The sequence below is a fragment of the Azohydromonas lata genome (assembly GCF_034427735.1).
Taxonomy (GTDB): Bacteria; Pseudomonadota; Gammaproteobacteria; order Burkholderiales; family Burkholderiaceae_C; genus Azohydromonas; species Azohydromonas lata.
The window spans coordinates 43332-54774 of the sequence record NZ_JAXOJX010000040.1 but is presented as its reverse complement, the minus strand read 5'-3'; the positions used below and the strand labels follow the sequence as shown (position 1 = coordinate 54774).

At 66.8% G+C, this 11443-nt stretch carries 10 protein-coding genes; 3 read left to right on the top strand and 7 right to left on the bottom strand.

From position 1 onward, the window contains the following. Positions 1 to 106: 106 nt before the first annotated feature. Positions 107 to 1795: a phosphoethanolamine transferase gene (locus SM757_RS21830; RefSeq protein WP_322467015.1), complete on the top strand. Its 1689-nt coding sequence runs from the start codon at positions 107 to 109 to the stop codon at positions 1793 to 1795. Positions 1796 to 1910: 115 nt separating this feature from the next. Here the strand turns inward: SM757_RS21830 and SM757_RS21825 are convergent, their stop codons facing one another. The 7 genes from SM757_RS21825 to ppsA form a co-directional block, all read right to left on the bottom strand. Next, entirely contained in the window at positions 1911 to 3116 is a 1206-nt protein-coding gene (locus SM757_RS21825) for a PA0069 family radical SAM protein (protein WP_322467014.1), read from the bottom strand. A gap of 99 nt (positions 3117 to 3215) precedes the next feature. Beyond that, positions 3216 to 4625: a replicative DNA helicase gene (dnaB, locus tag SM757_RS21820; protein ID WP_066335149.1), complete on the bottom strand. Its 1410-nt coding sequence runs from the start codon at positions 4623 to 4625 to the stop codon at positions 3216 to 3218. Between the two features lie 220 nt (positions 4626 to 4845). Beyond that, positions 4846 to 5298: a 50S ribosomal protein L9 gene (gene rplI / locus SM757_RS21815; protein WP_066335152.1), complete on the bottom strand. Its 453-nt coding sequence runs from the start codon at positions 5296 to 5298 to the stop codon at positions 4846 to 4848. Positions 5299 to 5313: 15 nt separating this feature from the next. Continuing rightward, on the bottom strand, positions 5314 to 5604 hold the full coding sequence (gene rpsR / locus SM757_RS21810) for a 30S ribosomal protein S18 (RefSeq protein ID WP_066335155.1): 291 nt from the start codon (positions 5602 to 5604) through the stop codon (positions 5314 to 5316). A gap of 63 nt (positions 5605 to 5667) precedes the next feature. Next, positions 5668 to 6000, bottom strand: a complete 333-nt coding sequence (priB, locus tag SM757_RS21805; protein WP_238455744.1) for a primosomal replication protein N — start codon at positions 5998 to 6000, stop codon at positions 5668 to 5670. Further along, the gene (gene rpsF / locus SM757_RS21800) at positions 6000 to 6362 is read right to left on the bottom strand and encodes a 30S ribosomal protein S6 (RefSeq protein ID WP_066335157.1); all 363 of its coding nucleotides are present in this window, start codon (positions 6360 to 6362) and stop codon (positions 6000 to 6002) included. The genes priB and rpsF overlap by 1 nt, the downstream gene beginning before the upstream one ends. A gap of 229 nt (positions 6363 to 6591) precedes the next feature. Next, entirely contained in the window at positions 6592 to 8988 is a 2397-nt protein-coding gene (gene ppsA, locus SM757_RS21795) for a phosphoenolpyruvate synthase (protein ID WP_066335160.1), read from the bottom strand. A 218-nt stretch (positions 8989 to 9206) separates the two neighbouring features. Here ppsA and ppsR point away from each other — a divergent pair, with 218 nt between their 5' ends. Both ppsR and SM757_RS21785 read left to right on the top strand, forming a co-directional pair. Further along, the gene (ppsR, locus tag SM757_RS21790; protein WP_066335162.1) at positions 9207 to 10028 is read left to right on the top strand and encodes a posphoenolpyruvate synthetase regulatory kinase/phosphorylase PpsR; all 822 of its coding nucleotides are present in this window, start codon (positions 9207 to 9209) and stop codon (positions 10026 to 10028) included. Between the two features lie 455 nt (positions 10029 to 10483). Further along, complete coding sequence (locus SM757_RS21785) at positions 10484 to 11398, top strand: hypothetical protein (RefSeq protein ID WP_322467013.1); 915 nt, start codon at positions 10484 to 10486, stop codon at positions 11396 to 11398. Positions 11399 to 11443: the final 45 nt, after the last annotated feature.

Below are 11443 nucleotides of genomic sequence, written 5' to 3'. Positions count from 1 at the left end.
GCGCAGTGTGGCGGCGGTGTCTGAAGAGCTTCTTAACACCCCGCGTACACGGTCTGGCGGAGCTTGCCGGCGGGTGGATTGAGCCGCTCGCCGACAATCACGGCCGATGAGAAAAGGATTGTCATTTCCAGGCGGCGCCGCGGCGCCCAACGGCGCGTGGACGCCGCAGGCTCTCGTGATCTTGTGCGCATTGTGGTGCGCGGGACCGGGCAACTGGCCATTGTGGCGGCAGCTCATGTCGCTGCCGGAACTGCAGGGCGGACGGCTGCCGCTGCTGGCTTTCAGCATGGCTTTTGGCATTGCCGGGGTGCTGGCCGCGCTGCTGGCGCCGCTGGCGTGGCCACGGCTGGTCAAGCCGCTGCTGAGCTTCGCACTGCTGTGCACCGCGGGAGCGGCGCACTTCATGGGCAGCTACGGCGTGGTGCTGGACACGACCATGATGGTCAACGTGCTGCAGACCGATGCACGCGAGGTGCGCGACCTGCTGGGCCTGCCGCTGCTCTTGAGTTTCACGTTCCTGGCGCTGCTGCCCATGCTGTGGCTGTGGCGGCGCCCGCTGGCCCGCCCGGGGCTGTGGCGCGGTTTAGCCCGCAACATGGCGATGTTCGTGGGTGGGCTGGCGTTGGCGGCGGGCCTGATCTACGCGACCTTCGCCGACTTCTCCTCGCTCATGCGCAACCACACCACGCTGCGCTACATGATCAGCCCCATCAACGGCTGGTACTCGTTCACGCGCGCCCTGGTGGACGAGCGCTCCACCCGCCGCGACGAACCGCCCGCCCCCGCCGGCCGCGATGCCGCGCTCGCCGCCCGCCGCGCCGGCACGCCGCCGCCGCTGCTGGTGCTGGTGGTGGGCGAAACGGCGCGCGCCGACCACTTCTCGCTCAACGGCTACGGCCGGCCGACCAACCCGGGCCTGTCCAAGCTGCCGGTGGTGAGCTTTACCGACGTGACGTCCTGCGGCACCAGCACGGCCGCTTCGCTGCCGTGCATGTTTTCGCTGCTGGGCCGCGAGGGCTTTCAATCGCTGAAGCAACCGCAGGAAAACCTGCTGGACGTGCTGCAGCACGCCGGGCTGGCCGTGCTGTGGCTGGACAACCAGTCCGGCTGCAAGGGCTTGTGCAATCGTGTGCACAACGCCATGGCCAGCGATCTGCCTGCCGGCGCGCCGCCCCTGCCGCCGCAACTTTGCAAGACCGACGGCGAGTGCCTGGACATGGCGCTGCTGCACGGCCTGGACGAGCGCCTGGCGCAATTGCCCGCCGACCAGCGTGAGCGCGGCGTCGTGCTGGTGCTGCACCAGATGGGCAGCCACGGCCCGGCCTACTTCCTGCGCTCGCCGCCAAATGCGAAACCCTTCCAGCCGGAGTGCACCAACACCGCGCTGCAGCACTGCGACCCGCAGGCGCTGGTGAACGCCTACGACAACTCCATCGCCTACACCGACCAGGTGCTCACGGCGCTGACGGGCTGGCTGCAGCAGCGCACCCAGGCCTGGACGCCGGGGCTGCTGTACGTGTCCGACCACGGCGAGTCCTTGGGCGAGAACAACCTGTACCTGCACGGTCTGCCCTACGGCATGGCGCCGCGCGCCCAAAAGCACGTGCCCATGGTCGCCTGGTGGCCACGGGCCACCGAAGCCGCCACGGGCCTGAGCCTGGATTGCCTGCGCCAGCGGCGCGACGAGGCGCTGTCGCACGACCACCTCTCCCACAGCGTGCTGGGCTGGATGCAGGTGCAAACCAGCGCCTACCGCCCCGAGCTGGACATTTTCAAAAGCTGCCGCAAGCCCTGAACGTTGCGGCGGAGCGGGCTTTGCAAGGCCCGCTCCGGATCGGGTGAATCCCTGCCGCACCCTGGCTGGGCCAGCGCTGAAAAGCGCCGCCCTCGCCGCCGCCGGCGGTGTCCGGTCAGAACAGCTCGCCCTGCACGCCCGCCGCCGGCTCCGACACGCCAGCGGCCTGGACCGCCGGCCGGGGTGCAGCAGGCGCCGCAGCGCCGCAAGCGACGGGCACGGGCCGCTGGAACTGCGACAAATCCAGCGCCAGCGGCTGCAGGTTGAGGCCCAGGCGGGCGCAGGCCTTGTGCAGGCGCTGCGACAGCAGCTCGCCCCAGACGCCCTGCCCGCGCATGCGGTGGCCGAAGCGCGAGTCGTTCTCGCGCCCGCCGCGCAGCTCGCGCATGCGCGCCATCACGTGCGCCGCGCGCTGCGGGAAATGCTGGTGCAACCATTGCTGGAACAGCGGGTTCACCTCCCAGGGCAGGCGCAGCGCGATGCTGAAGGCACGGCTGGCGCCGGCGTCGCGCGCGGCCTCCAGGATGCGCTCCAGTTCCGGCTCGTTGAGCAGCGGGATCAGCGGCGAGACGCTCACGCCCACCGGCACGCCCGCGCGCGCCAGCGTTTCCATCGTCCGCAGCCGGCGTGCCGGCGCCGTGGCGCGGGGCTCCATCAGCCGCGCCAGCTTCGCGTCCAGCGTGGTGATGGAGACGTAGACGGCAGCCAGCCGCTGCGCGGCCATGGGGGCGATGAGATCCAGGTCACGCTCTATGCCGGAGGACTTGGTGACGATGCTGAAGGCGTGCCGGTGCTCGGCCAGCACTTCGATCAGGCCGCGCGTGATGCGCAACTGGCGCTCGGCCGGCTGGTAGGCGTCGGTGGCCGAGCCCAGGCTCAGGAGCGACGGTTCGTAGCTTGGGCTGGCGAAGGCCTCGCGCAGCTTTTGCGCCGCGTTGGTCTTGGCGACGATGCGCGTTTCGAAGTCCAACCCCGGCGAGAGGTCCAGATAGCTGTGCGTGGGCCGCGCGAAGCAGTAGATGCAGCCGTGCTCGCAGCCCCGGTAAGGGTTGATGGACAGGTCGAAGGGGATGTCCGGCGAGTCGTTGCCCGCCAGGATGCTGCGCGCCGATTGCTCGATGATTTGCGTGCGCGGCGCGGCGCGCTCCTGCAGCGCGGCCTGCGCCAGCGTCCCCCAGCCATCGTCGAAACCCTCGCGGTCCACCGCCTCGAAGCGCGAGGCGATGTTGCGCGACGCGCCTCTGCCCTTGAAGGGCACGAAGTGCACGGGAGCGACGCCAGGGGCGTGCGCGGCGGCGTCAGGGGGTTGAGCGGTACGCATACTGTATATTTATACAGTTGCCTGCCGCTGCGCAAGCCCCTTGTGGGGGCGGTGGCCGCCCTGCCACGCGAAGTGGCGCCGGGCTGGAGAAGGTTGGCGTTAGCCGTCGTAGGCGCTACCAGGCGCCAGGTTGTCGAACTTGGTCAGCGGCTTCAGGAAGGTCAGCTTCACCGTGCCCACGGGGCCGTTACGCTGCTTGCCGATGATGACCTCGGCCACGCCCGGCTCCTTGGACTCCTTGTTGTAGTACTCGTCGCGGTAGATGAACATGATCACGTCCGCGTCCTGCTCGATGGCGCCGGACTCGCGCAGGTCGCTCATCATGGGCCGCTTGTCGGGGCGCGTTTCCACCGAGCGATTGAGCTGCGACAGCGCGATCACCGGGCAGTGCAGCTCCTTGGCCAGGGCCTTCAGGCCGCGGGAAATCTCGCCGATGACGGTGGCGCGGTTTTCCTCGTTGGCGCCGGAGCCGCTCATGAGTTGCAGGTAGTCGATGACGATGAGGCCCAGCCGCCCGCATTGGCGCGCCTGGCGCCGGGCGCGGGCGCGCAGCTCGGCGGGATTGAGGGCAGGCGTCTCGTCGATGAAGACGCTGGCCTTGCTCAGGCGGTCCACGGTCTCGGTGAGGCGGCTCCACTCGTCGTCGCGCAGTGCGCCGGTGCGCAGGTGCTGCTGGTCGATGCGGCCGAGCGAGCCCACCATGCGCAGCGCCAGTTGCGCGGCGCCCATTTCCATGGAGAACACCACCACGGGCAGGCCTTCGTGCACGGCCACGTGCTCGGCGATGTTCAGGGCGAAGGCCGTCTTGCCCATGGACGGCCGCGCGGCCAGCACGATCAGGTCGCCCGGCTGCAGCCCGGCGGTCATGCGGTCCATGTCGTAGAAGCCGGTGCGCACGCCGGTGACTTCCTCGGCGCCGTTCTCGGCCAGCTCCGTCACGCGGTCGATGAGCTGCATGACCAGGTGGTCCATGCTCTGGAAGCCCGCCTTCTGGCGCGAGCCCTCCTCGCCGATCTTGAAGATCTTGCCCTCGGCCTCGTCCAGGATCTGCGACACGGCGCGGCCCTGGGGATTGAAGGCGTTGGTGGCGATCTCGTCGCTGGCCTCGATGAGCTTGCGCAGGATGGCGCGCTCGCGAACGATTTCGGCGTAGCGGCGCAGGTTGGCGGCGCTGGGCACGCTTTGCGCCAGCGCGTTGAGGTAGGCCAGGCCGCCGCACTCCTCGGCCTTGCCCAGGCTTTGGAGCTGCTCGAAGACGGTGATGACGTCGGCGGGCTTGCTGCCGCTGATGAGGTTGCCGACGGCCGCGTAGATCAGCCGGTGCTCGTAGCGGTAGAAATCGCCCTCGGAGAGCGTGTCGCCGGCGCGGTCCCAGGCGGCGTTGTCCAGCAGCAGGCCGCCGAGCACGCTTTGCTCGGCTTCGATCGAATGGGGCGGGACGCGCAGGCGCGCCACCTCGTCGTCGCGCGGGGCGGAGGAGGCGTCACGGGGGGGGAATACGGCAGGCATCGCGGGATGATACGGCGCGGCCGGGACCGCTTTGGCCGGCGGGGCGGGCGGCGCTGGATACCTGCCAAGCCCTGAAGGATTCGCTTGGCAAGCCCGGCCGGCACCCCACCGGGCGCGGTGCACGGCACATCGGGAAACCCAAAGAAAAAGGCCGGCATGGCCGGCCCTTCGTGGTCCGCGCGGGCATGAAGCCCGCGGCGGCTCGTGCGCTTGAAGGCGCTTATTCCGCTTCGGCGACGACCTTGATGGTCAGCTCGACCACCACGTCGGTGTGGGCGGCCACGTTCACCGGGAACTCGCCGACGGCCTTGAGCGGGCCGTTGGGCAGGCGCACTTGCGACTTGACGATCTCGAAGCCCTTGGCCTTGAGCGCGTCGGCGATGTCGGCGTTGGTCACCGAGCCGAACAAGCGGCCGTCCACGCCCGCCTTCTGGGCGATCTGGACGGTCTGGCCGGCCATGCGCTCGCCCAGGGCTTGGGCGGCGGTCAGCTTCTCGGCGGCGGCCTTTTCGAGCTCGGCGCGGCGGGTGGCGAATTCCTGCAGCGCGGCCTCGGTGGCGCGGCGCGCCTGCTTGGTCGGGATCAGGAAGTTGCGGGCGTAGCCGTCCTTGACTTTGACGACGTCACCCAGGTTGCCCAGGTTGGCGATCTTTTCGAGCAGGATCACTTGCATGGTGCTGCTTCCCTATCAGAGCTTGTGCTGGTCGCTGTACGGCAGCATCGCCAGGAAGCGCGCGCGCTTGATGGCGGTGGTCAGCTGACGCTGGTAGAAGGCGCGCGTGCCGGTCAGGCGGGCCGGCGTGATCTTGCCGTTCTCGCCGACGAAGTCGCGCAGCGTGTCGATGTCCTTGTAGTCGATCTGCTCGACACCGGCGACGGTGAAGCGGCAGAAGCGCTTGCGGCGGAACAGCAGCGATTGCTGGTTGCGCTTGGGCTTGCGGTCCTTGTTCAGGCGACCTTTTCCACGGGGCGGGGCCATAGTGACTCCTTGAATCCAGATTCGAAATTGCGAACAGTTCGGCGCGGCTTGACGGTTGAGGTGTCAGTCCAGCGCCGTGACATGGAAGAGCAGACCGCGTCCACTGCGCCCTGCACTGAGGAAACCGGCGAACTCGCCGCCGTCTCCCAGCGCCAGAGCGCCCACGCGCCGCGTGATCTCCCCTATCGCCACCGCGCGGATCTCCAGCGAGACCCGGCGCGGCTGGCCGTCTTCCAGGACTTGCGACTCGTGCTTGAGTCCCAGGTCCAGGGCCGGCAGCCCGGCGGGGGTGTAGCGCAGGGCACCGCGTTCGACGAGCTGGGCACTGAGCACCAGCCGGTTGACGCCTGCGGCGGCCTGCATCGGCGGCGGCGCGGACGACGCGCCAGCGCTCATCAGGCGGCGCTCTCCTGAGCGGCCTTGCGAGCTTCTTCCTTCTCAACGGCCTTCATCATCACCGACGGGCTCGTTTCAGCCTTGTCCTTGGCGACGGTCAGGTGGCGCAGCACGGCGTCGTTGAAGCGGAAGCCGGTTTCCAGCTCGCCCAGCGTTTCCTTGCTGCACTCGATGTTCAGGCACAGGTAATGCGCCTTGGCCAGCTTCTGGATCAGGTAGGCCAGTTGACGGCGGCCCCAGTCCTCGACGCGGTGCACCTTGCCACCACCGTTGGTGACCAGGGTTTTGTAGCGTTCCAGCATGGCCGGAACCTGTTCGCTCTGATCCGGGTGGATCAGCAGGATGATTTCGTAATGACGCATGAAGACTCCTTGTGGGTTTCCAAAAACGGAAAGCCGCTCCTCTGCGTCTTGAAGAGGAACGGCAAGGCAAGCCCGCGATTATAGCAGTGGAGTGGGGAAAGCCCCAAACCGGGGGTCTCGCGCCTGCAACGGCATGCGTGAAAAAGCCCAAGCAGGCTTGGGCTTTCGAAGGGGATTCACCCGCGGCGGCGCTGCGCGCGCAACCGCCGGGTGAAAGCTCAGCGCCGGATCAGCGCTTGGCCAGGCGCTGCCAGGTCTCGACCACACTGTCGGGGTTGAGCGAGATGGAGACGATGCCCTCGGAGGCCAGCCAGTCGGCGAAGTCCGGGTGGTCGCTGGGGCCCTGGCCGCAGATGCCCACGTACTTGCCGGTGGCGCGGCAGGCAGCGATGGCGCGCGAGATCAGCGCCTTGACGGCGGGGTCGCGCTCGTCGAAGTCGTTGGCCAGCAGCTCCAGGCCGGAGTCGCGGTCCAGGCCCAGCGTGAGCTGCGTCAGGTCGTTGGAGCCGATGGACATGCCGTCGAAGTGCTCCAGGAACTGCTCGGCCAGGATGGCGTTGCTGGGCACCTCGCACATCATGATGAGCTTCAGGCCGTCCTGGCCGCGCTTCAAGCCGCGGTTGGCCAGCATCTCGCCCACCTTCTGCGCCTGCGCCACGGTGCGCACGAACGGCACCATGATCTCGACGTTGGTCAGGCCCATGTCGTTGCGCACGCGCTTGAGCGCCTCGCACTCCATGCCGAAGGCGTCGCTGAAGTCGCCGCTGATGTAGCGGGAGGCGCCGCGGAAGCCCAGCATGGGGTTCTCTTCGTCCGGCTCGTAGCGGGTGCCGCCGATGAGCTTGCGGTACTCGTTGGACTTGAAGTCCGACAGGCGCACGATCACGGGCTTGGGCCAGAAGGCCGCGGCGATGGTGGCCACGCCTTCGGCGAGCTTGTCCACGTAGAAGGCGCGCGGCGAGGCGTGGCCGCGGGCCACGGACTCCACGGCCTTCTTCAGGTCGTCGTCGATGTTGGGATAGTCGAGGATGGCCTTGGGGTGGACGCCGATGTTGTTGTTGATGATGAATTCCAGCCGCGCCAGGCCCACGCCCGCGCTGGGCATCTGGGCGAAGTCGAAGGCGAGCTGCGGGTTGCCCACGTTCATCATGATCTTGATGGGGCAGTACGGCATTTCGCCGCGCTGCACCTCGCTGATCTCGGTTTCCAGCAGGCCGTCGTAGATGAAGCCCGTGTCGCCCTCGGCGCAGGAGACGGTCACCAGGGCGCCGTCGGCCAGCGTCTCGGTGGCGTCGCCGCAGCCCACCACGGCCGGGATGCCCAGCTCGCGCGCGATGATGGCCGCGTGGCAGGTGCGGCCGCCGCGGTTGGTGACGATGGCCGAGGCGCGCTTCATCACCGGCTCCCAGTTGGGGTCGGTCATGTCGGCCACCAGCACGTCGCCGGGCTGCACGCGCTCCATCTCGGCGATGCTGCGCACCAGGCGCACGGGGCCGGTGCCGATCTTCTGGCCGATGGCGCGGCCTTCGGCCAGCACGGTGCCCTTGCCCTTGAGCTTGTAGCGGTGCTCGACCTTGCCTTCGGCCTGGCTCTTCACCGTCTCGGGGCGGGCCTGCAGGATGTAGAGCTGGCCGTCCTCGCCGTCCTTGCCCCACTCGATGTCCATCGGACGGCCGTAGTGCTGCTCGATGATGAGGGCGAACTTGGCCAGCTCCACCACGTCGGCATCGTTCAGCGCGTAGCGGTTGCGCTGCTCAGGCGGCGTGTCCACGGTGCGCACCAGGCGGCCGGTGGCGGCCTTTTCCTCGGGGCTGGCGAACTCCATGCGGATGAGCTTGGAGCCCAGGTTGCGGCGGATGACGGAGAACTTGCCCGCCTTGAGCGCCGGCTTGTGCACGTAGAACTCGTCGGGGTTGACGGCGCCCTGCACCACCGTCTCGCCCAGGCCATAGCTAGCGGTGATGAAGACCACGTCCTTGAAGCCGCTCTCGGTGTCGATGGTGAACATCACGCCGGCGGCACCCAGGTCGGAGCGCACCATGCGCTGCACGCCCGCGGACAAGGCCACGTCGCTGTGGGCGAAGCCCTTGTGCACGCGGTAGCTGATGGCGCGGTCGTTGTAGAGCGAGGCGAACACTTCCTTCATCTTGTGAAGGATGTCGTCGATGCCGCTGACGTTGAGGAAGGTCTCCTGCTGGCCGGCGAAGGAGGCGTCAGGCAGGTCTTCGGCGGTGGCGGAGGAACGCACGGCGAAGCTGGCGCCGGGGTGGCCGGCGGTCAGCCGGGCGAAGTCCTCGCGCACGGCGGCTTCAAAGGCGGGTGGGAACGGGGCGTCCGTCACCCAGCCGCGGATCTCGGCGCCGGCCTCGGTGAGGGCACGCACGTCGTCCACATCCAGGCTGGACAGCCGGGCGTTGATCTTCTCGGTGAGGTCGTTGAACTTCAGGAACTCGCGGAAGGCATGCGCCGTGGTGGCGAAGCCCGTGGGCACGCGCACGCCGGTGGCGGCGAGCTGGCTGATCATTTCGCCCAGCGAGGCGTTCTTGCCGCCGACCGACTCGACGTCGGTCATGCGCAGCTGCTCGAAAGGCAGGACCAGTGCGGTCGCGGCTTGAAGGTTGGACATGGAAAAGCTCCGTGATGATGGGAAACCTGGAGCCCTGCGCGCAGCCGCTGACACGTCACGCGTGTGACAAGTCACGCGTGCCTGATGTGCACTTGTTCTTGGTGTTCTTGAATGGACAGGCCCGGGACGCTGGTGCCGACGGGGCCGCAAGGCGAATGCGCAGGATTCTACGCAAGCGCCACCTATGATCGTGACAACTCCTGCACTTGCTGTAAGTCATGCCCAACAGAACCGTGTTCTTTGTCTCCGATGGCACCGGCATCACCGCCGAGACTTTCGGCAACTCCATCCTGGCGCAGTTCCCGGCCAAGCACCGGCATGTGCGGCGTCCCTTCATAGACAGCGTCGAGAAGGCCACCCACGTGGCCGCGGAGATCGAGGCCACGGCGCAACGCGAAGGCAAGCGGCCCATCATCTTCCTCACGCTGGTCAACGAGGACGTGCGCCGCATCCTCAAGGAGTCGCCGCACGGGCTGGTGCTGGACATGTTCAACACCTTCGTCGAGCCGCTGGAGGCGGAGTTCGGCGTGAAGTCCAACCACCGCGTGGGCCGCTTCTCCGACGTGGCCAAGAGCGAGGAGTACAACGAGCGCATCGAGGCCATCAACTTCTCGCTGGCGCATGACGACGGCCAGTCCGCCCGCAACCTGGAGAGCGCCGACGTGATCCTGGTGGGCGTGAGCCGCAGCGGCAAGACGCCCACCTCGCTCTACCTGGCCATGCAGCACGGCATCAAGGCCGCCAACTACCCGCTCATCCCCGACGACTTCGAGCGCCACCAGATCCCCTCGTCGCTGGCGCCGCACAAGCGCAAGTGCTTCGGCCTGAGCATCGACCCCGAGCGCCTGGCGCAAATCCGCAACGAGCGCCGCCCGGACAGCAAGTACGCCTCGCTGGAGAACTGCCGCTGGGAGGTGCGCCAGGCCGAGCAGATGATGCGCCGCGAAGGCATCAGCTGGCTGAGCTCCACGCACAAGTCCATCGAGGAGATCGCCACCACCATCCTGCGCGACATCCGGCCCGACCGATTGATTTACTGAGGCCAAACCCCTTCCCATACAAAACGGCAGCTCAGGCTGCCGTTTTTATTTTTGTACCGCCCTTCCCCACCGGCGTGCATTTGGCGCAAGGCCAAAAGTCACATTTCCAAAGCCATGACATTCTCCCCGCGACTCGAACGGGGATAAGCCCCATATCGTTCACCGCCGGCATTTTCAAATGAGCGCAGTGATTTACAGGGAGTTCCCTCTCCCCCTTGGCCTTCACCCCTCAGGGGGGTGCATTTAAATTACTCCGCACCTAAAGTGCACATATCGAAGCGCCGGATATAAACCACAGCCCGCCGACAAGGCTGCTCGACGGCGCCGACATAAAACCTTTTTCCCCAACCCCACGGACCGAATATCCAACATTCGGGAAAGGACGCCGTGCACGCAAAATCTTTATTCAGCCCTCATTGCCGAACACATTCTCATAGCCACCCCGGAGTACAAGCATGACCCACACGACGCTTCAATATACCCTGGCCTCGGCCGCCTTCGCCCTGGGCCTGTCGCTGCAAACGCTGCCCGTCCAAGCCCAGGACAACAAGGCCGACCTGGACGACGCCCCCACGGCATCGGCCAGCGGCTCGCCCCTTGGGCCGGCCGTTTATGGCGACAAAATATCGCTGGGCGCCGGCCATATCCGCACCTTCACGCGGCATTACCAGGACGGAACGCCCTATGCCATCGGCGTGCGCTTCCCCGGCGCCACCCTCAAGCAATTGCCCACGGAACCCAACGACGGCCTCAATTGCTGGGACCTCAACGCCGACAACCGGATCGACCTGCACGACGAATGCTCAGGCGGCCACAACCGCAGCCTGTTTTTCGGCAAGAACAACACGCCCTTCCAATGGATTTCCGTGGATTGGGAGCCTCATGGCCATGTACCTGAGGATATTTATGGCGCTCGCCATTTTGATTTCCACTTCTACATGACCGGCTTCGTGGAGCGCAACCAGATTGCGGTCGGCCCCTGCATGCCGGGCACCATCAACTGCGCGCAACACGAGGTCGCGGTTCGCCCCGTGGCACCGCAATACCTGCACCCGGACTTCTTCAACACCAACCTGGCCTTCTCCCGCATGGGCAACCATTGGGCCGACCGCACCAGCCCGGAATTCCACGGCCAGCCCTTCACCCAGACTTTCATATTGGGCTCCTACGATTCGAAAATCACCTTTTACGAGCCCATGGTGAGCCTGGATTACCTGCTGAGCAAGCCCAACCAGTGCCACCCCGTCAAGCAGCCGGCCAAGTTTCAATCGGCGGGTTATTACCCCACCGAATACTGCATACGGCACAACAGCGCCACGGACGTTTATACGGTGTCGCTGCAGAAATTCGTGCGCCGGACCGCCAATTGAGCGCATGCCCTCAACAATAAAAAGCCGACAAAGCGTCAACCATTC

Excerpts from the sequence above, each read along its gene's own strand:
- rpsR (WP_066335155.1), bottom strand. The coding sequence starts at position 5,604 with ATGGCCCCGCCCCGTGGAAAAGGTCGCCTGAACAAGGACCGCAAGCCC.
- priB (WP_238455744.1), bottom strand. The coding sequence starts at position 6,000 with ATGAGCGCTGGCGCGTCGTCCGCGCCGCCGCCGATGCAGGCCGCCGCA.
- SM757_RS21830 (WP_322467015.1), top strand. The coding sequence starts at position 107 with ATGAGAAAAGGATTGTCATTTCCAGGCGGCGCCGCGGCGCCCAACGGC.
- ppsR (WP_066335162.1), top strand. The coding sequence starts at position 9,207 with ATGCCCAACAGAACCGTGTTCTTTGTCTCCGATGGCACCGGCATCACC.
- rplI (WP_066335152.1), bottom strand. The coding sequence starts at position 5,298 with ATGCAAGTGATCCTGCTCGAAAAGATCGCCAACCTGGGCAACCTGGGT.
- SM757_RS21785 (WP_322467013.1), top strand. The coding sequence starts at position 10,484 with ATGACCCACACGACGCTTCAATATACCCTGGCCTCGGCCGCCTTCGCC.
- dnaB (WP_066335149.1), bottom strand. The coding sequence starts at position 4,625 with ATGCCTGCCGTATTCCCCCCCCGTGACGCCTCCTCCGCCCCGCGCGAC.
- SM757_RS21825 (WP_322467014.1), bottom strand. The coding sequence starts at position 3,116 with ATGCGTACCGCTCAACCCCCTGACGCCGCCGCGCACGCCCCTGGCGTC.
- rpsF (WP_066335157.1), bottom strand. The coding sequence starts at position 6,362 with ATGCGTCATTACGAAATCATCCTGCTGATCCACCCGGATCAGAGCGAA.
- ppsA (WP_066335160.1), bottom strand. The coding sequence starts at position 8,988 with ATGTCCAACCTTCAAGCCGCGACCGCACTGGTCCTGCCTTTCGAGCAG.